Origin of the sequence: Candidatus Rubrimentiphilum sp. (assembly GCA_035710515.1) — a bacterium.
Taxonomy (GTDB): Bacteria; Vulcanimicrobiota; Vulcanimicrobiia; order Vulcanimicrobiales; family Vulcanimicrobiaceae; genus Rubrimentiphilum.
Map to the genome: position 1 here is coordinate 466,232 of DASTDE010000001.1, position 19,539 is coordinate 485,770.

Sequence of the window (19,539 nt, forward strand, 5' to 3'; positions counted from 1 at the left end):
GAGCGCTTAATCCCCGAACGTAGCCCAAAAAAGATATATGCCTGGTACCGGTTTACAGTAGGCCGTACCGGCTTTGTAGGTAGATTTTTTCGCAGCCGTCAGGGTGGCGTCGTCGAATTGCTTTTGACCGGATGGCGCCCAAACCCAGGCGTCTTTTAGAAGTCCGTCCGCGCCAATTGCGACGATAATGCCGGTGTCGCCGCCCGCACCTTCGGCCGCCAGGATGCCCGTATATGTCGGCCCCACCTCGTGCGTTACGGTCGCATCCGAAAACGGGTGCGCGCACTCTGGGTGTGGCACCGCGACCGCTTGTTGTGCATCAATGACTACAGATTCGCGCGCCGGCTGAGCGTTGAGACGGTCTTCCTCGTAGAGTTTGATGTAGTCATCGCCGCGCAGCCCAGCCCTGACGTCACCGTTCGGATCTGGAGAGCAATCCACGGGCCCTTGTGCGCTCCACCCGAAGCTGTCCCCAACGGAGAGCGCACTCGAGATCCATGCGTGATTTACGCGGACCGGCTTTGGAAATCGCACGTAGGTAGCCGGCGAAACCCACTCCGGGTCGACGAAACCGTTTGACGGGCCATTATAGTGACGGTCGCGTTCAGTTAGCGTGATTGGAGGAACGAGGATTTTGAACCAGCCGGCATCTGTGTCGAAGGTAATCGTCGCGTCTACCGTTCGCGGCCCGAGGGCAACGAGCTCAAACCCATACATCGCCGCAGCCCGTTTTGCCGGACCTTCACCAACTGCCTCGATCCTTAATGAAGCAGGACAAAACTCTACGCGCGCCTCGGCCCGCGCAATGAATCCTATAAGAACGAATACTGATGTTGCCGCTAACAGTACGAGCCATTTCCTCACCCCAATTAGCTCGCCGCCGCTACTGGAACGTAACCTTGAAGAGGTAGCTGCCCGGGATTGGTTGGCAGTACGCCATTGCGCTTTGATACGTGCTTTCGCGAGCTGCTCTCACCGCCGCATTATCAAAGTTTATGTCTTGAGACGACTGAAAGAGTGTCGCATCAGCCAGGCTGCCGCCTGGATTAATCGTCACGAGTATTTGCGCCGTCCCTTGATTGCCGTGGCGCAGAGGCTCCGGATAATCCGGTGACACGAGCGTTTTCACTCCGGCGTCATGGAACGGCTCCGCGCAATTTGTGTTGTACGAAAGCTTTGCAGGTTTTGGCGGGAGCACCAGATCTCCGGGCTCCGGCGCGAGAGTCGTCTTATCCGGATACTGGGGATCCCCTATAGTCGCCGGGCCGCGACTCTTTGGCATCAGAGCCCACCGCGGTTGTGGCGGGCATGCTTGCCCATTTGCACCTAATACAAAAGCGTTCATTAGTGAGACTGGATGAGAGAACTGCAAATACATGGCGGACGACGTCCATGCGGGCACAGCACGGTGCTTTCCATTCGGTTCGATCACATGGTGCGTCGTAGAAGCGATCGCTACAGGTGGAATCGCTACGCTGTACCAACCGAGTTCCGTTTCGAATGCTAGTACCGCGGAAACGGTTTTTGGCGCACCGGCATTGAGTGTGAATCCGTAAAGGGTGCCCGTGTAAGGGGAGCCAGTAACGCCTACCGGCTTCAGATAGAGCCACGAGGCGCAAAATTCATCGGCGGCTTTCGCGTCCCGCGCGGCAGACAACATAAATGAACCGAGGAAAATTGCGAGTAGGAAAAACTTCATGCGCTACCTCGAGTTAAACATAATATATGCGTTATAGATTGCGGGTACCGGCCGGCAGTAGGCTACTGCATTCACGTACTTCGAACGTTGCACTGCGGCGATCGCAGCCTGATCGAAGGCGGCCAATCCCGTCGGCGCCCAGACCCAAGAGTCGGCCAGGGTGCCGTCCGGGTTGAGCGCCAGACCAACTCCAATAATTCCTGATGCGCCGGTCGTTTGTAAGACACTCGGATAGCCCGGATCCACGAGCAAGGTGACCGATCCGTCCTGAAAGGGTTTGGCGCAGTTTGCCGTTTCGAGCGCTTTGCTCGCGGCTGCGGCGATTTGGAGCGCATCCGGCGGCGGCGAAGCGCTGAGTGTGTCGACGTCTTTGGGATCGACAAGGGGCTTTTCAAATGTTCGCCGAGCGCCGGCGGTGTTGGACGTGGCGATAGATATGGTTTTCACGCCGTTCGCTTTTTGCGTACCCGGAGGCGGCGGGCAGATAAACGTTCCTGATTTTTCCCATCCGAAGTCGCCGTCGCTTCTTGCCGTCGCCGAGTATAGCCAGCTGTGGTTCAGCGTGACATTCGTCGGGAATCGCACGTACATGATCCGCGAAACCCAGTCCGGAATCGTTAAGCGCCCGAAGATCTCGTTATAGTGCCGGTCTTTTTCCGCTAGAGCAACCGGCGGGACGTCGACCGTAAACCAGCCGGCCGTCGTATCGAATGCGAGTTTTCCCGACACCGTTCGTGGTCCCATCGCCGTAAGAGCGAATCCAAACAGCGCGGCCGGCCCCCGAGTCGTCTGATCTGTCGATGAAACAGCGGCTACCTCAAGTTGCGCGGGACATATTTCCGTGAGCGCTTGGGCGCGTTCAGAGGCAAAAGCCACAAGGCCAAATACTAACGCGAAACCGGCAACCACCCGTTTCATTGCTGGGCCTTCAGCGGGTAGCAAGCGCGGACCTCGTAACGCGTAGTTCGATCGGCTGGGATCGATTCAAAGAGCGTGAGATCGCGAACCGCGAGTTTCATCGGCTTTATATCGAGTACCGGCAAGTGTGCGTTCCCGCCTTTGACACGCGCGATCGTTACGTGAGCGACAGGTTCCTTGTTGAAAGAGAAGCCGAGCGCTTCGTAGGAAGCTCGGACAGACCGCGCCAGGGTTCGAAATGCGTCGCCTTGTTCGCGCGCTCCGATCCATACGACGCGAGGTTTACGCTCGTGTGGGAACGCGCCGAGCTTGTCTAGCGTAAGATCGAACGGTGCGATGGTTTGCGCGACGGCGTTTAGTGCGTCGCGGGTCGGTTCTATGCTTTCAGGATCGGCCCAACCGAGGAACGCGAGCGTAATGTGCAGCTTCTCCGGCGCTTCGAAGCGCGCGTCGAATCTAGAATCGCGCAAGCGGTTTGCGACGTCGGTGCACGCCGCGCGCACGGAATCGCTTAGAGCGATGCCCGTGAATAGTTTAAGTCGCTTCACGCTGGCCTCGACAAGCTCGGCCGCCCTTCGACAGCGCGTTCACCTTCGGCGAACGCCGCTCAGGATGACACCCAGATATGCTTACCATGACACATTTGGCGCGCTTCTGCAGCACTAATATCGCGTTCTCCGTCGCGCATTATTGCAGGTAGGGATTCGTGTTCCGTTCCTCGCCAATCGTCGTGAATGGGCCGTGGCCGGGAATCACGCGCGTCTCGTCGCCGAACGGCAACAGTTTGCGCTCGATGCTGGCGACGATGTCTTCCATAGAAGTGCCGCCGAGATCCCAGCGGCCGATGGAGCCGGCGAACAGCGTGTCGCCCGAAAGTATGGTCGCGCCACCCTCTCCCTCGAATGAAAAGCACACGCTGCCCGGCGTATGGCCCGGCGTGTGCAGCACGTTGACTTCAATGTCGCCGGCACGCACGACGCCGCCGTCTTGCAGTTCGCCGTCGAGATCGACGATGCGCGGTGCATCATACATGCCAATCCATCCGGCTTGCACGCCGAGGCTGTGGTAGAGCGGCAGATCGGCCGGATGCAGTAACCCCTGGCCGCCCGTGCGGTCGCGAAGCGCACCGAGATCGCCGATGTGATCGATGTGCGCGTGGGTGTGCACCAAATACTTGGCGCGCGTACCGAGGCGCTCCAAGCGTTTGACGACCTGGGGGACACCGTCTCCGCCGTCCACAACGATTGCTTCGTGCCGCTGGTCGTCGCTAAGAATCGTGCAGTTGCAGCCGAGCGGCCCGACCGGAAACGTCTCGACGGTCAATCGATGCGAATTCCGAAATCGTGAAACGCGCCGTTGTAATAACCCAGCGGCGAGCCCGGGCGTGATGCGCACGAGAGCACGCGTCCGATGAAGACGCTGTGCGAGCCGGCGTGATGCTCTTCAGCCACCTCGCAATCCAAGTACGCCACCGCGCCGCGAATGATCGCCGCGCCGGTCGCGTCGACGTCGTACGGCACGCCTTCGAATTGGTTTTCGCGAATTTTGCTGGCAAATCGCTCGGCGAGACGCTGCTGATCGCCGGCCAGGATGTTCACGCAAAACACTTTGGACTCGGAGATGACGAGGTAGCTGCGCGCCTCGCGGTTGATGCAGATCAGCACCAGCGGCGGTTCGACTGAAACGCTCGAGAACGCGCTCACAGTGACGCCACGCGGTTCACCCTCACGCAGACTGGTCACGACCGTTACGCCGGTTGGGAAGTGCCGCATAGCGGCTTTGAACGCTTCCGGCGTTGCGGGCGTGGGATTCATTTTTTGCGCGCGCCGATGCCCAGTCCCGAGCCGAGCGGAAGAATAGCAGCGTCGAGCTGCGGGTGATGCAAGAATGTTTTATTGAACGCATCGGTTTCGTCGTCTGCGCTTAGCCCGTTCAGAATAACCAAGCCCGAAAGTTTGAGCACGTGCAGGCACTGCTTCAAATACTCGGCGTAATCGCTGCGGGGTGCATCGATGAATGCGATGTCTAGGTTGCGCAACGGAAATATGTGAAGTACTTCGAGTGCGGGTTGATTGACGATCTCAACTCGGTCGCCGACGCCTGCGCGGTCGAAATACTCGCGCGCGACCTCGGTGCGTTCGATAAACGGATCGAACGTCCAGATTTTGCCGGCAGGCGGTTGCGCCAGCGCCATTTGCAGGGTCGCATAACCGTACCCGGTTCCGATTTCCAGAATGCGATTCGCTTGCATCGCGTGCGTCAACACGGAGAGCAGCCGTCCGACGTCCGGCGGAACTGTCGCGATTCCGTCCTGATTGGCCCGTCGTTCGATCTCGAGAAGAAGATCCTCAGCCATTATCATCGCTTAGTCGCGCGAGCGGCTCTTCCCCGCACCGGCTGCCGCTTTCATGACGTTGCGAAGCAACGCGATATTGGTTACCGGCCCGACACCGCCCGGAACCGGCGTGATCGCGCCCGCGACTTGCACGGCGGAGTCGAAATCCACATCGCCTTTTAACTTGCCGTCTACAAGCGTGGTGCCGACGTCGATGACGGTTGCGCCCGGTTTTATGTCGTCGCCGCGGACTAAGCCGGGTTTGCCGGTTGCGGCGATGACGACGTCGGCCATGCGCAGGTACGGCTGCAAACCGGCGGACTTGCTATGCAAGATCGTTACGGTTGCGTTATGCGAAAGCGCGAGCATCGCCGCCGGAATGCCGACAACAACCGAACGCCCGAGAACCGCAACATTATACCCTCGCAACGGCCAATGCGGACTGTGTTCGAGCAAGAGCATCACAGCCGCCGGCGTAGCAGGCACGAACTCGGAGCCGGGATGCGTTCCGTCCACGTCTTTGTGAATTGGAATCGAATCCGCAACCGAGCGGATTGAAAGATGCGCCGGCAGCGGCTGCTGCAACAAAACGCCATGCACTTTCGGATCGTCTTTCAACCGTTCGAGCCGTTCGCGCACGGTCGCGGCCGTTGCGTTTTCGGCAAGCTCGTCCACATGCACGGCGATGCCGGCGCGTTCGCCAACTTTGACCAAATTGCGCACGTACGCCACCGACGCGTCATTTTCGCCGACGAGCACGATGTCGAGCCTTGGATGAACTCCGCGCTCGCGCAGCTGATTGCTTTGGGCGACTAACTCGGCGCGCAGTTCGTCTGCAACCGCGCGACCGTCCAGAATGCGTGCCGGCACGGCTCGCGCATTCGTTCGCGGGAGGAACCTCCCCTTGGATAGGAGCACGAAGGCATTCGTGAAATGGCTTCTCGCCGTGGGCGGCGCCGTGGTCGTCGCGATCGTTCTCAAGCAATATTTTCCGGCCGGTAACGCTCAGACGACGCAGATTGCGATCGCCGGGAAGCCGGCGCCGAGCTTCGCCGTCCCGTCGATCGATGGAAAACGCCAGACTTTGGCTGGGTATCGCGGGCGCGTTGTCGTGATGAATCTGTGGGCGACGTGGTGTCCGCCGTGCCGCGCCGAGATGCCCGATCTCGAACGCCTCTACGAAACATACCGTTCACGCGGGCTCGTCGTGATCGGCATCAACCAGGGCGAGTCGCGTCAACGCGCCGCCGCCTTCGCTCAATCGTTACGTATCCGTTATCCGATTTGGCTGGACGATCAGCAGCAATACGGTCGCACGTATATCGCCTTAGGCTTGCCGACGACAGTGATCATCAATCGATCGGGCGTGGCTGTGCCACCGGGTTTTGACGGGCCGCTCACCTACGCCCAGATGAAGGCCGCAATAGCACCGCTCGTTCGCGCACCGCGGTGATCGTTTTCTGGCTACTGATCGCGGCGGCGGTCGCAATGACCGCGGCGCAGGATGCCTTTCCCGGGAATCCGCTCTTTCACAAGGGTTGGTACAACGTGCTCGACGCCGCGATCTTGATCGTGGCAGCCTATCGGCCGCGCAAGGATCTCATCGCTCTCGGCGGCGCGGCGATGATCGTGTTGGCGGGGGTTGCTTCGGGACTGATGGGCCCCGACACGCACACCGTCGTGGGTTCGCCCGGTGCAACCGTCGCCGACGATCAGATCGGGTCGTCGTTTGTTTTTCCGCTCGCGCAGCCGCGCGACGATCCGCAAACGATTGCCGTCGCGCTGCAGAACGGTTCCTCGCTCGTCTCGATCGGCAGTGGGCGCAGATATTCCGGAGGCCTCGTTCTTTGGCAGACGCCGCGCGTTGCGGTGTGGGTTAGCGCGGCTGATCCGGCCGGCAACCGGTTGACGATCACGCAGCCGTCCAACGGTTCGTTCCTGTCGCCTGTGCTTTCGATGCAGCAAACGACGACGATCGCCGGTGTGAACGTACGCTACGACACGTTTGCGGTGCCGGCGCTTCGGCGAACGGTCCGGGCCGTGCTCTTCACCGCCGCCCAAGCTGCGCGTTTGGGCCCTCAAGCGCCACCCGCGGGAACGCCGGCGGTGCTTTTCGCGGTTGCCGATCGGTCGGACCGCCCGGTGCCCGGAGGAATCGGCATCGTTGCGTCCGGTTCCCAGAAAGCTATCGGCGGTTTACGTTTGCGTGGTGAGGTCGGCTACTTTCCCGCAGTCGTCGTAACCTCCGCGCCGTATCTTCCTGTACTGATTGCGGGCGGTGTGCTTCTCTTGGCCGGCGCGGCTAGAACTGCGTTCCGCTCGAGAACGTAAAGCTCTCAATCTTGGCGGCCGGCACGACGAGCGAAAACCAATAGTCACCCGTGCGCTGCTGCGTGTTTGAGAACTCGCACTTGCCCAGCGCCGTGATAATGCTCTGATTGAAACGCATGTTGCGGACGCCTGATGTAACCTTGCCGTTTTCGATCAAGAACGTGCCGTCGCGCGTCATGCCGGTAACGATGGCCTTCTTTTGATCGACGGTGCGAATGTACCAGAAGCGGCTGATCAAGAGCCCGCGTTTGGTTTCGGCAATCAGCTGCGCGGTTGACTTCGATCCCGGCGAGACGACAAGGTCGATCGCTTGGGGACCGTACGGGTTCGGCGCGGGCAGCGCGTGGCCGGTGTTTTCGCGCCCCAGTTTCTTCGCCCAATAGCTGTCCGTGACGATCGACTTCGCAACGCCGGCTTCGACCAGCTTTACTCGCTGTTTGGGTTGTCCCTCGAAATCGAACGGCATGGACGGCGCGAGCGGATTTGAGTAATCGTCCGTAATGCTGACATGCTCGCCGAAATAATTCTTGTCGAGTCCGTCGCTCAAGAACGACGAGCCCTCGTCATACGATTGCGCCGAGAAATGCTGAGCTAAATATGCAAAAAACTCGCCGAATGCGGCGGGTTCCATGATGACGGTCCACTCGCCGGGATCGACTGCGCGCGGTTGCGCGGAGTTTTTTGCTTTGCCGGCCGCGGTGCTCGCAACAGCATGCGCATCCAGCGTCGTGGCGTCCGGCGAGTATTCTTGCCCGTAGCCGGTCGAATCGGCGGCGGTCATCTTGACGTTGATGCCGCTGTCGGTGCCGTCGAACGAGGCGCGCGCGCCGCTGGAGTTGGCGATCGTGTATCCGGCGCTCTGTGTCCGCACGAACCCCGCGCACCAAAATTTGTGCGACTCCGCCACCTTGAAGATCGCATCGGCCATGCCGGCGCGCAGTTGCGGCGACGCATCGGCGGTGGCTTTTACGAACGCGCCTTGCGGCGTGGTTGTCGGGCCGCCCGACGGGAGGGGCGCGAGATCCGGATCTTCGGGAGCTAGCGTCGCGATAGCGATCGCCCGATCGACCGTTGCGCGCAGCGACTCTTCATCGAGGACGTTCGTGCTGGCGGTTCCCGTGCGCTTGCCAAGGATCGCGCGTACGCTCAGACCGGCATCCGAACGCGCGACGTTTTGATGGATCTCTTCGTGTGTGAAGCGCGTGAGATCGGCGTCTTCGGTGGCGACGGTTACTTCGGTGTGATCGGCAGTCGAGAGCGACAGGGCGCGCTCGGCCAGCGCTTCGCGCGCCTTGCTATCCATCGTAACCCACTCCGACTTGCACGTTGCGGAACCGCGCCGGCGAGGCGCACTGCGCGGTACGGCCGGTCTGCATCGGCTCGCCTTTGCCGCAGTTGGGCGTTCCCCAAGCGACCCACGACTTTTCGTCCGCGATCGCATCGCACGAGTTCCAAAATTGCGGCGTCATGCCGGCGTACGTCGGATTCTTGAGCAGCTTGCCACGCTTGCCGTTCTTGATCTCCCATGCGATCTCGCAGCCGAACTGGAAGTTCAGGCGGTGATCGTCGATCGACCACGAGCGGTTGCTCTCCATATAGATGCCGTCTTTGACGCCGTCGAAGAGTCCGTCGAAGGGAACGTTCCCGGGAAGCAGATTCAAATTGCACATCCGGATCATCGGAACGAATTCCCAACTCTGCGCCCGGACGCACGCGTTACTTTCCCGGCCGATGGTGCGGGCGGTGTCGTTGCTCATCTCGTAGCCGACGAGCATCCCGTCGCGAATGATGTCGGAGGTGACGCTCTTCGTGCCTTCGTCGTCGTAGCCGACCGTTGCCATACCTTGCGGTAGAGTGTTGTCGATGCAGATGGTGACGATGTCCGAGCCGTAACGCAGCTTCCCGAGTTGCGCGATCTCCAGGAAACTCACGCCTGAAAAATTGGCTTCCCAGCCCATGACGCGATCGAGTTCGGCCGGATGGCCGCACGATTCGTGAATCTGCAGCGACACCTGCGAGCCGCCCAAAATGATGTCGCGCGTACCGCTCGGACACTGCTCGGCGGTCAGCAGCGATTCGGCCTCCTCGCCGATACGCTGGGCGTTTTCAGCGAGATTCGCCTCTTCGATAATCTCCCATCCGCCGGATTTGTACAGGCCGATGTCGCCGGGAAACGTGCGTGTCTGTACCTCGCCATCACCGACCGCCAACGCTTCGATGCCGCTGCCGGTTTGGCGAATGGATTGCTCGATGCGCGAACCGAGCGTGCTGTAAAGTGTCTTGTCTGTACGCCAAAGGTCGATCCAGGCGCGGCCGACGCTGATCTTCGGCGAAACGTGCAGTGCTTTTTCGGCTCGAAGCAGCAAGGCCACGCGTTCGCCCAGCGGCACATCCTCGGGATCGCGCTCCATCGGCGTTGCGAACGAATCCACGTACGCGCGCAGAGGCGCCGCGCCGAAGCGATGGCGCGCAATCGCGGCGCCGGCTTTGGCGATCTCAACAGCTCGCGCCGCCGTGCGATCGATTCCGGCCTGGGTGAGATCGGAGCCGGCGGCAAAGCCCCAGGCGCCCCCGTAGAGGGCGCGCATGCCGTAGCCGCGGCTGGTAGCGTCGGAGAGCGTAGTGACGACGCCGTTGCGAGTCTCGATCCGTTCCGACCTCACCACCTCGAAGCGCACGTCGGCATACTCCGCTCCTCGCGTGCCCGCCGTGTCGAGCGCGCGTGCGGCCAGATCGTCAAAACTCATGCGTTCGCGCTATTTGGGAACATTATCGGAGCCGCCTGCAAGTATCACCTGAACGTTGCGAAGCCCGACCGAGCCCGCGGTTGCGACCGGAGGCTCCGATCCGACGCGGTTGATGACGTAGAGTGCTTTGAGCGTAAGCGGCTGCGCCAGCTCGGCTGGAAAGCGAAACTCGACGTGATGCCAGCCGTGCCAGGTCACGTGCGCGATCGTATACATGAAGCGTTCGTTAATCGCGTTCGTGATCGCAACGCGCAGTGTCTCGCCGCTTCCGTCACCGAATACGTCCGCACTGATGCCCAGCGCGCGCTGCGGAAGCGCGAGCGATGCATTAGCGTACGCCGCGCGCTCGCTGCCGGTAAAATCGTAGGTCAGCGTGAGGCAATCGCTACATGTCGCGCCGCTCGTGAGGACGCCGGGGCCGCCGCGCGGCGCCGTGGCGAACGATGCGGCGGCGCTAAATCCGAGATCCTGATTGTGTTCGCCGACGACGATTTGCTGCTGCACGAGAACGGTGCCTAAGCGAAGCGTGACGAGCGCGTTATTTTTATCCGCCCGGAAGTTGCCCGCGCGATCGATCGTGCCGCCCTGGGTCTGCCATGGCAACATCGCCGGCAGGGCGATAGGATATCCTTTGCGATCGAAGGCGCGAACCGAGAGGTGCAGCGCTGCGCCTGGTGAGACCACCGGCGCCTGCGGCACGATCTGCGTGCGTGCGATGGCGGTCGTTACGGAAACCGGCACGTTCAAGCGCAAGGCGCCGTGGCGTACGCGCAAGAGCCCATCGCCGGTCTGGGATCCGGCGACGAATGCGCCGGCACGGTAACTGCCGAGCGCGGCCGGCTCAACCGTGACTCGCGTCGGGATCGTGTCGCCGGCCGGATGGTCCCCCGCATCGATCGTCGCGAGTCGCAGCGGAACGCCCGCGCCGGGGAATGCGCGAATCGTTTGCGGCCAGGAGATAATGCGCGCGGGCGCGCCGCGAGCTGCATCGCTGTAAACGAACAACCCGTCCGCGACCGGCCGCTCCGTGCCGTCGGACGGGGAATTTTGTACGGACGCGTTTGTGTCGCCGGGCATGCGCGCGACGAACGTGGAACTTCCGCCGCCGTCGAACTGCATTCCGGTCGTTGCGCCGAAGGCGATCATCAGCGCAGCGAGTTGGGGCTGCAGCAAACCGATTGAGAGCGCCGGCTGCCGTCCGTCGATCTCGAAGAAGAGAAGCCGGCCGTCGCCGGTTGCGGCAACGCCGGATTCAGGCGTGCGCGTCGCCAGCTCGCCGCCCGAAGGACCATCCGGATCCGCGAACCACGCGCCGTTCTTCACGAGCAGCGGGCCGCCGCCGATGGCAGTCTGCAGTTCGGCAAGCGATGGTTGAGCATTGCCCGCGATTGTGATTGCGTCACCGCTGTTTGGAAGTGGAAACGTGCCGTAGGCTGTCGGGCCTATCGCCAGATAATATCCGGCGGGTTGCGCGCTCGAGTTATCGGCGATGCCCGTGACGCGATACGTCGCGAAGGGAGGCGTGCCGTCCGTGGGCTGGAGCTGAAGCTCGGTGACGTTGGGCGCCGCGCGAATCGGGCCGAAGTCGGGCGTAACCAGTACAACGCCGTTTCCGGGCGGCCAGGCATTGATCGTTCGCACCGGTACGCTCGCCGTGCCGATTTGAGCCGAAACCGCGATCGAAAACTCGGCGAATTGCGCCCCGTTTCGGCTATCCAACGCGATTGCCCACCGCTGCATCGGCATTCGCTCCAGGCGTCCGTTTTGAATAAGAATGTTCAACGGTTGATTCGTTTGGTTGATGTCGAAGTAGTCGCCGTTGATTCCGGCAACCGCGCCGCTGCGCTGCGCCATCGACGAGACGGCTTCACCTTGCGAAATGAGCCGGTCTTGTGCAAGAACCGCGCCCAATCGCACCGTGGGTTCACGCAGGTCGATCGCCAGAACGTGAATCGAAAGCGGGCCATCCGCCGTCACCATCTCGTAGTCGCCGTAGCCGACTCCGGGCGCGACTTCGGTTAGCGTGACAGCATCGGTGGTGATACGCGGAAACGGCGCGGCGGGCTGCGGCGCCAGCGGCAAGAGTCCGGCCAGCGCGATCGCGGCAATTAGGGCCATACCGAAACGCTCAGCGGATAGCCGCCGGTCGGAAAGGGCGCTCCCTTTACGCGCCGCAGTGTCTTTAATGCAAAGACGTCGACGCGATCCTCGCGCGCACACGGGACGTAGAGTCGATCGCCCGCGACGCGCGGACGCCACGGCGTCGCACAGGTGACGAGCGGCGCGTGTGCTTCGCGCAGCGTGGTTGAGTTGAGAACATAAACCACATTTGCAGCTTCGTCCGTAACGAAGACTCGCGCGGATCGTGCGTCGAAGGCGACACCGAGGGGAAAACGCAAGCGCGAGCTGCGCGTAACGATGCGCGGAGTCGCGGCGTTCACACCGATCGCGGCAACATAGCCGCCGCCCGGACGCATGGACGGGCTCATATTCGAGACGACGAACAGCCGGCCACCGCGCGCATCCAAGGCCACGCCGAAGGGACGCTCCACAGCCGGAATTTTTTGCAGGACGCGCATCGTCCGCATGTCCACCGCCGCGACCGTGTTGTCGTTTACATTACTCACATAGGCGATCTGGCGTTTTGAATCGAGCGCGATGCCTTCGGCCGTGACTCCGGTCACGACGTGCATGACGCTGCCATCGGGCGTGACGCGCGTTAGAGCGCCTTGTCCCTGTATGTCGCGATCGCTTGCAAAAATGTTCCCCGTGGACGGATCGACGGCAACCTCGTTCGCTTCGGGCACGCCGGCGGTTTCATGTACGCTCCAAGGCGATCGCGAGATCCGCGTCAGCGTATCGCCGTCGGTATCTGCGGTAACGATCGATCCATCCGGCAAGAATATGGCATCCGCCGGAGCGCCGGCGATTGATGCGTTACCCAGCGCCGCAAACGTACGTGCGTCGTGCAGTGCAATTCCGCTACGGTACGTCGTAACGGCAATAAGATGACCCGCCGGCGGAGGCGGTGGAACCGTGCGTACGGATCCATAGGCAACCGCTCCGTTCGAAGCGCCGATAAGCGTCGACCACGTCGGCCGGTCGACGCGCGCGGCAATAAAGGTGTCGCCCGCAATCTTTCCCGGCCCTAAGACCGAGAGCGTATACGATCCTGCCACTCCGGTTGCGCCAATGCGAATGCGGCTTTCCGAAAAGTACGATCCGGCAGGGACCGATAGTTGAAACGAGCCCGTGCGCTGCGGCGCGTGGTGCGGCGCTGAGCCTAGGAGAAGCAAGAGCGAAAGCGCGCTAGCGCGCGTCAGCATGAGCTCGTTCGAGGCCTTCGCGCACGTCGGTACCGGGTGCCACGTACGTTTGGCGCGTCCGGGCCGGATCGTAGGTGAAATGCGCGATCTCATAACCATCGTATGTTCCACAAACGATTGCGCCGTCGGGATCGACGGCATAGGCGCGCCGTCCTTTGATGTCGAGAACGATCACGTAGATGCGCAGCTCGACGGCGCGGGCGCGCGCGAACAAGACCTGCCATCCGTCGTCTTGCGCGGTGCGCCAGGTCGCGACGTCCATTCCGGCCAGCCGGTGCGCGGCAAGTCCACCCGGATCGAAGACGACGTCGTCGGCGAACGTTTGCGAATCAGAACGGGCAATCTCCGGGGCGATGAGCACGTCCGCTTCCAGGATGCGCATGAGATCCTCGTCCCGCGCATGCCCTTCGTGAGCCGTGATGGCGATGCGAAGCGGCTGCGCCGCGCCGTTGCCGCTTGAGTTCGGTTCGGGCAACGTGGCGCGGCTGCGCAGCGGCTGCCGGCTTCCGAGTTCGATCTCGTCGGCGATGATCTCGGGATTGGTTTCGGAGGCGATGGCCGTAATCGAACCGTCGGCTTGGATGATCTGGCTCTTGCCGCAATACGCGACGGACCGCAGTTCGACGCCGCATTTGTTGGCGGCGATAAACGGCACGCCGTTCTCGCGTGCGCGTACACGGGCCAGCAGATCGGCCTGAATGTTTTCCAAGTGCGCCGCATCACGGCCGCTGGTAACCCAGGCCGTCGGCATGACGAGCACCTCCGCGCCTTTATCGACAAGCGCTCGAGCGATTGTCGGAATACGCCCGTCGGCGCAGATCAAGACGCCGAGCACGCCGAGCGACGTGTGTATTGGCTGAAGGCGCTCGCCGCGCGCGAACCACTGCCGGTCGAAGTGCCACAAGAAGTGCTTGTCTGCACTCCCTGCTAGCGATCCGTTGGTGTCAAAGACCAACGCGCTGTTAAAAACGCGATCGCCTTCCGCTCGAGCGGCGCCCGCGACCAGCACGATCTGCAACTCGCGCGCGAGTTGCGCGCAGGCCTCGATTGCCTCCGCGATCTCGCTCGCTTCAAACCGCTCCGGACCCAGTACGTAGGCGGGCAGCGTGCCTTCGGGCAGCACGACGAGCTTCGCGCCGCCTGATGCGGCCATTCGAATCTGCTGCGCAATGTTGGGCCACGCGCGCCCGAGTGAAGCGCGGTCGTGAGCTAAGAGTTGGATCGCGGCAGCGGCGACGCGGCGAGGCATTTGTGCACAGGTTAGCAGCCGTGGCCACCCTTCCTGTTCGCCTGGACAGCGACGTAAGCGGCTAACAGCCGCGCCGGGCCATGCCGATGGCTCCAATGGGAGAGAAAAGGAGCAGCGCCTTGCGCTTACATCGTTTGTTTCTTGTACTTACAGTACTGCCGTTGTTGGCGTTAGCCACGCCGCAACCGGCATTTTCAGCAACGCACGTCGCAATGATGTCGCGAGTCGCACCGGCGGACGAATACTTCGGCCGCTTGAAGATGAGCATTCTCGGCATCCGCAACGAATTGCGCGATCTCGATCAGCGGCTGACCTACCAGCCCGACAAGGGCGCGGATATTCTTGGATCGGCTCTTTTCGTCGAAAACGCGATCCATGACTGGGAAGCCAAGTACCCGGCCGATCCCTGGCTCGCTCGCAGTGTTTACCAACTGACGCACCTTTATGCTCGCATTCACACCTCTGACGCGCACGTCAAAGCCGTGAACGCGCTGCACTGGCTGACCACCCGTTACCGCACCTCGCCATTCTGCACGGTCGCCCAAACCGAGGTGGGAAGCGTACTGAAGTAGGCGAACAGGCGGGGTGATGAAAATTCGCTCCACCACGACATCCGTCTTGGCCGCCGCAGCCGCGGCCTGCATTCTCGGATCTGTCGCAGCGGCGCCAACGTCGAAGCCGCCGTCGAAACCGGCTCCCAAGAAGCCGAGCTCGCCGGCGGTTTCGAAATTCCGGCAGCACCAGCTCGACATGATGAAGATCTCGGCGCCCGGAGACGAGTATTTCGGCCGTCTCAAAATGAGCTACCTCGGGATCGAGAACACTTTTCACGACGAGTCGATTCGTGCGGGCGCCTATACGACCGACTCGCACATCATTTCGCAGGTAGACTTCGCTGAGGAAGCGTTGCGGCAATGGTACCAGCGCTATCCCAAAGACCCGCAGCTTCCGCGGGCATATTTTCTCGCGTACGCGATGTACCACAAGACTTGGACGCTGCCCGGTCAAACGAAAGCGTGGCAGTACCTGCACATCATCGCGGCGCGCTGGCCGAAGAGCTATTTTGGAAAGCTCGTGCAAAAAGATCTGGTCGGATTCACGGAGCACTATTTCATGGAACCGCAGCCGTGTCCGACGCAAGCGCCGACGGAATCTCCGTCACCCGGCAGCCGTCGCCGCCCGCCAACGCCAAGTCCGTCGCCTTCGCCGACTCCGGAACCGACTGCAACACCATCGCCCGCACCTGGACAGCCCGCGGTAGAGATCTTGCCGGTACCGTGCTATACGCCGATTCCGCCGACGCCGTCTCCGACGCCGGTTCCATCGATCGTACCGAGTGTGGTGCCAAGTGCGCTCGGCTCGCCGGTGCCGCTGCCTTCGGGCGCGCTAACACCGACACCGTCACTAACGCCATCACCCGCGCCAACCCGCTCGCCGCGGTAACAGAAGCGGTAATGTAAAAGAGCCCCGGTCGAAACCGGGGCTCTTTCTTGTTCTCGTACTCTTACGAGTTTAGAACTTCAGGCCAAGGCCTGCGTATGCACCGTTGAAGCTCTCGTTGGAGGGAGCGTTCTGTTTATTGCGGTTGTAGTTCCCCAGGAACCCGAACTCGACATAAACAGGCACATTCGGACCGAATGTAAACGCGCCGCCCAGATCGTAGCGCATGATGTTATACGACAGGGTGTATGGCACCGGTGTGAGGCATCCGAGCACGAGGCAAGCGGTTCCGCTGCCTTGCACGTTCGGATAGTAGTAGAAGCTGCCATACCACGTGAAGCCCTGATTGAGATCCGGCAGTTTCTCTACGCCGAGGCCCCAGTTACCCAGTTTGGGATAGCCGTAGTTTGACGACCTCCACAGGTAACCGACGCCGATGTAGATGCGCGGATCGAGAACCTTCAGGCCCAAACGTGCATCGCCTTGATAGTCGCGAGCGATGAACGCCGGAACGAAGGTCTGGAAGTTTCCGCCAATCGCGGTGACGCAACCAGTGTCGCCCGAGAGCGCGTGGCCGCCGCGGCCGTCGCAGAACTGGCCGTTATTGGCAGCAGTCGTTACAACGCCTTGATTGTGCGGATAATTGAATTGACGGTAGTCGCCTTCGACCATCCAGGGCAGGTTGAAGAGATTAAACTCCCACGCGCCGTGGATACGGTATGAGAAACCACCGTTCGTGTTGTTGCCGGTGTTGCCCGGGCTGAACTCGTTGTACACCTTCGGCGAAATGATGTAGTCGCCGGCGATGAAGTGGTCCATAAAGGGCGGCGGTACCGGTGTCGGTGTTGGAACCGGCACTGGTGTTGGAACCGGCGTCGGAGCGGGCGTGCTCGGAGGCGCCGGCGGAATGTAGCGGACTACAACCAGGCGCTTCTCGGGAACCCACTGTACGTACGCGCCCATACCTTCCGATATGACGCGAACCGGGACAACAACTTGTCCGAGGTAGATTTCGGGCGGCACGTCCAAGGGACGCGTTTCGCCGTTGATCACAACCTCAGGTTTGCCAACGGTAACTTTTACGTCGCTGCCGGGCTTGGTGACGTCAACCGTCTTGGACGCCGGATCGTATGCGACCGTGGCGCCCATCTGCTCGAACATCGAACGTAATGGAATAAGGATCGTTCCCCCGCGTACAAGCGCAGCCAAGACGCGGCCCTGTTTGAGCTTGTCCGGCTTTGCGTAAACATGGTGATCGTTGTAAAGGATCGGGATTTGTCCGGACGGCGGGGAACCGAAGTTCATCGCGGGCGGAGCCGGGCTAGCCTGTGCGACCACATTGGTTCCTAGGTTTCCATGTGATCCAGGCTGCGACGGAGCTGCAACCGCGCTAAGTCCCAAGCCGGCCGTTAACAACGCGGCGAGGACTCCGGTGCTCAGTCGTTTCAAGTTTTCCTCCTAGCTAGAATGAGGAGCTCGGCTTGCCTGGGCGTGGCAACGTGTTCCGCGCCTCCCCTGCAGACGAACCAAGCGTGGGTATCGTTGCGGGGTTACCCAGGAGTAAGCAAAGCTAATCGTTTCGGGAATCGGGTTGCCCCCCCTTCAGTGTAAGCGAGGACCCTGCCCGGTTTCCCGTCGTTTATAAAGGTAGCGTTAACTGAGCTTCTCTTCAAGCTTTAAGCGAAATTTTGTTCGGTCCATCACGTAGCGCTCGTGGGTCCCTTCGGCCACGGAGTCCTGCTCATCGAACACCTGTACGGTAAAACTGACCCGGGGACCGTCCACGAGGACGACCTCCACCTCGGTCCGCAGGATGAACCCGACCGGGACGGGGCGGCGGTGCTCCAGGTCCACGTGGGTGGCCAGGCTGACCTGGTCCTCGGCTAAGGTGGGGGCGATGCAGGCCATCGCGGCGTCCTCGACCAGCTGCACGAGCATGGGCGTAGAAAGGGCGTCGACGCCCTTATTGCCGGCCTTTTCTGCGGTCATCCACTCTTCGACGCGGGTCTGCCTACTGTAAGTGCGGCCCGCCTCGAGTTTCGCACGCATCGGGAGAGTGAAGTACGGCGCTAAGGCTCCGGCTCCCCGGTCCCCGGCGCCCGCTTGGGAGCAAACTCTGCTGGGACAGACGGTTTTAAGGTTCGGTTGGTAGTACTTTGAATCAAACTGCACAGAGCTCCGTATAGAAGAAGAATGAAGACACGCAGCATTACCGTTTTCGCTATTGCCGTCGTCCTGTTGGCCGGTTGCGGCCAGGGTCAGCAGAAGCGCGGTCCGACAGCCCTCGACGTCGACGTGGCGCAAGCCCAACGCCGGACGATTGCCACGTACTTGACCCTCGATGGTCAAGTCTCTCCGCTGGAAGAATCGACACTCTCGTTTCAGCAGTCGGGGCCGATTACGGCGATCTACGTAAATCAGGGCGATCGCGTCGGCGCGGGTCAACTTCTTGCGCGGATTGACGCCTCGACGCTGCAAGCGCAACTCGCGCAGGACGTAGCGCTCATATCGCAAGCGTCGGCGCGCGCGCAGATGTCTGCGTTAAACGTACCGATCGTTTCTTCGCAGACGTCGCAAGCAGTGCTCTCGGCAAAAGCAGCTTTGGATAACGCGCAACTCGCGTACAACCAGGATTTGCAACTCTACAAGCAGGGCTATGTCTCGCAATCGCAGCTCGTGCAGGCGCGTTCGCAATACATCGCCGCGCAATCGCAATACCAAACAGCGGTCAGCAATCAAAAGTCAACGCAAGTCTCCACGTCGAGCGCAGCCGCCGATCGCGCGGCAGTTCAATCGGCGCAGGCGCAAGCCAATACGCTGCGCACGATGATCGGCCAGACGGCGCTGTACGCGCCGTTCGACGGCGTGGTTACGGCGCGGCTCATGGATCCCGGCGCGATGGCCAGTCCGGGAACCGCGGTGCTGCGCGTGGATAAATTGGATACGGTTTGGGTGAACGTGAACGTGCCCGATGAAGATCTGGCCTACGTTCATGCCGACACGCCCGTGACGTTTACGACGAGCACGAGTAGCCGCCGCTTCGCCGCGCGCATCTTTGCGGTCAACGCGGTTCCGACGCAAGGAACGCTATCGTACCAAGCGCGCATCCGGCAGACGAATCCGGGCGACGTCTTACGCGGCGGCATGCTAGTCAGCGTCGTCATTCAGCAAGCTCGCCATGACAACGCGATCGTCGTACCGCGGCAAGCCGTTGCCCAATCGGATACAGGGAATGCCGTCTTCGTGGTCGGCGCCGACAAGAAAGCGCAGCAGGTTCCCGTGAAGGTCGGCCTGCAGACCGATACGCTGAGCGAAGTTATCAGTCCGCGCGTGCGAGCCGGCACCGTCGTCATCGTGACGCGTCCGGATGCATTGCAAGACGGCAGTTTGGTCGCGTACGGACCCAGTGGCGGAGCCGCCAACCCTGCGGCCCCCAACCCGGGCGGTGCAAAACCGGCCGCCTCTCACGCTCCGCGCCGCAAGCCGCAGTAGCC

General features: G+C 61.5%; 20 protein-coding genes. 5 read left to right on the top strand and 15 right to left on the bottom strand.

Annotated features, from left to right (window positions below):
• Positions 1–6: 6 nt before the first annotated feature.
• The 8 genes from VFO29_02345 to VFO29_02380 form a co-directional block, all read right to left on the bottom strand.
• Positions 7–717, bottom strand: a complete 711-nt coding sequence (locus tag VFO29_02345; protein HET9392354.1) for an energy transducer TonB — start codon at positions 715–717, stop codon at positions 7–9.
• A 166-nt stretch (positions 718–883) separates the two neighbouring features.
• Positions 884–1,699: a TonB family protein gene (locus tag VFO29_02350; protein HET9392355.1), complete on the bottom strand. Its 816-nt coding sequence runs from the start codon at positions 1,697–1,699 to the stop codon at positions 884–886.
• Between the two features lie 3 nt (positions 1,700–1,702).
• The gene (locus VFO29_02355; GenBank protein HET9392356.1) at positions 1,703–2,617 is read right to left on the bottom strand and encodes an energy transducer TonB; all 915 of its coding nucleotides are present in this window, start codon (positions 2,615–2,617) and stop codon (positions 1,703–1,705) included.
• Positions 2,614–3,165 (bottom strand): RNA 2',3'-cyclic phosphodiesterase, encoded by a 552-nt coding sequence (thpR, locus tag VFO29_02360; protein HET9392357.1) that lies wholly within the window; start codon positions 3,163–3,165, stop codon positions 2,614–2,616. The genes VFO29_02355 and thpR overlap by 4 nt, the downstream gene beginning before the upstream one ends.
• 139 nt (positions 3,166–3,304) lie before the next feature.
• Positions 3,305–3,940: an MBL fold metallo-hydrolase gene (locus VFO29_02365; protein HET9392358.1), complete on the bottom strand. Its 636-nt coding sequence runs from the start codon at positions 3,938–3,940 to the stop codon at positions 3,305–3,307.
• Positions 3,937–4,431 carry a flavin reductase family protein gene (locus VFO29_02370; GenBank protein HET9392359.1) on the bottom strand — a complete coding sequence of 165 codons (495 nt, stop codon included), beginning with the start codon at positions 4,429–4,431 and terminating at the stop codon, positions 3,937–3,939. Before VFO29_02370 ends, VFO29_02365 begins: the two co-directional genes overlap by 4 nt.
• Complete coding sequence (locus VFO29_02375; protein ID HET9392360.1) at positions 4,428–4,973, bottom strand: class I SAM-dependent methyltransferase; 546 nt, start codon at positions 4,971–4,973, stop codon at positions 4,428–4,430. The genes VFO29_02370 and VFO29_02375 overlap by 4 nt, the downstream gene beginning before the upstream one ends.
• A 9-nt stretch (positions 4,974–4,982) precedes the next feature.
• Positions 4,983–5,822 (bottom strand): bifunctional 5,10-methylenetetrahydrofolate dehydrogenase/5,10-methenyltetrahydrofolate cyclohydrolase, encoded by an 840-nt coding sequence (locus VFO29_02380; GenBank protein ID HET9392361.1) that lies wholly within the window; start codon positions 5,820–5,822, stop codon positions 4,983–4,985.
• Positions 5,823–5,880: 58 nt separating this feature from the next.
• Between VFO29_02380 and VFO29_02385 the strand changes: the two genes are divergently transcribed.
• Together VFO29_02385 and VFO29_02390 are read left to right on the top strand one after the other, a co-directional pair.
• Positions 5,881–6,405 (top strand): TlpA disulfide reductase family protein, encoded by a 525-nt coding sequence (locus VFO29_02385; GenBank protein ID HET9392362.1) that lies wholly within the window; start codon positions 5,881–5,883, stop codon positions 6,403–6,405.
• Entirely contained in the window at positions 6,402–7,283 is an 882-nt protein-coding gene (locus VFO29_02390) for a hypothetical protein (protein ID HET9392363.1), read from the top strand. Before VFO29_02385 ends, VFO29_02390 begins: the two co-directional genes overlap by 4 nt.
• On the opposite strand, the gene VFO29_02395 is transcribed toward VFO29_02390, so the two are convergent.
• From VFO29_02395 to VFO29_02415, 5 genes are read right to left on the bottom strand one after another with little or no spacing between them, the layout of a single operon-like run.
• Complete coding sequence (locus tag VFO29_02395) at positions 7,255–8,586, bottom strand: TldD/PmbA family protein (protein ID HET9392364.1); 1,332 nt, start codon at positions 8,584–8,586, stop codon at positions 7,255–7,257. The genes VFO29_02390 and VFO29_02395 overlap by 29 nt on opposite strands.
• A complete protein-coding gene (locus VFO29_02400) occupies positions 8,579–10,030 on the bottom strand; it encodes a TldD/PmbA family protein (GenBank protein ID HET9392365.1) in 1,452 nt (483 codons plus the stop codon). The genes VFO29_02395 and VFO29_02400 overlap by 8 nt, the downstream gene beginning before the upstream one ends.
• Before the next feature lie 9 nt (positions 10,031–10,039).
• Positions 10,040–12,148: a phosphodiester glycosidase family protein gene (locus VFO29_02405; protein HET9392366.1), complete on the bottom strand. Its 2,109-nt coding sequence runs from the start codon at positions 12,146–12,148 to the stop codon at positions 10,040–10,042.
• A complete protein-coding gene (locus tag VFO29_02410; protein ID HET9392367.1) occupies positions 12,139–13,356 on the bottom strand; it encodes a hypothetical protein in 1,218 nt (405 codons plus the stop codon). The genes VFO29_02405 and VFO29_02410 overlap by 10 nt, the downstream gene beginning before the upstream one ends.
• The gene (locus VFO29_02415) at positions 13,340–14,605 is read right to left on the bottom strand and encodes a carbon-nitrogen hydrolase family protein (protein HET9392368.1); all 1,266 of its coding nucleotides are present in this window, start codon (positions 14,603–14,605) and stop codon (positions 13,340–13,342) included. The genes VFO29_02410 and VFO29_02415 overlap by 17 nt, the downstream gene beginning before the upstream one ends.
• A gap of 119 nt (positions 14,606–14,724) precedes the next feature.
• Between VFO29_02415 and VFO29_02420 the strand changes: the two genes are divergently transcribed.
• Positions 14,725–15,177, top strand: a complete 453-nt coding sequence (locus VFO29_02420) for a hypothetical protein (protein ID HET9392369.1) — start codon at positions 14,725–14,727, stop codon at positions 15,175–15,177.
• Positions 15,178–15,193: 16 nt separating this feature from the next.
• Positions 15,194–16,048 carry a hypothetical protein gene (locus VFO29_02425; GenBank protein ID HET9392370.1) on the top strand — a complete coding sequence of 285 codons (855 nt, stop codon included), beginning with the start codon at positions 15,194–15,196 and terminating at the stop codon, positions 16,046–16,048.
• Between the two features lie 69 nt (positions 16,049–16,117).
• On the opposite strand, the gene VFO29_02430 is transcribed toward VFO29_02425, so the two are convergent.
• Together VFO29_02430 and VFO29_02435 are read right to left on the bottom strand one after the other, a co-directional pair.
• Positions 16,118–17,494, bottom strand: coding sequence for a copper amine oxidase N-terminal domain-containing protein (locus VFO29_02430; protein HET9392371.1), 1,377 nt, complete (start codon positions 17,492–17,494; stop codon positions 16,118–16,120).
• 204 nt (positions 17,495–17,698) lie between these two features.
• Positions 17,699–18,034 (bottom strand): hotdog domain-containing protein, encoded by a 336-nt coding sequence (locus tag VFO29_02435; GenBank protein ID HET9392372.1) that lies wholly within the window; start codon positions 18,032–18,034, stop codon positions 17,699–17,701.
• Positions 18,035–18,238: 204 nt separating this feature from the next.
• Here VFO29_02435 and VFO29_02440 point away from each other — a divergent pair, with 204 nt between their 5' ends.
• Complete coding sequence (locus tag VFO29_02440) at positions 18,239–19,537, top strand: efflux RND transporter periplasmic adaptor subunit (GenBank protein HET9392373.1); 1,299 nt, start codon at positions 18,239–18,241, stop codon at positions 19,535–19,537.
• Positions 19,538–19,539: the final 2 nt, after the last annotated feature.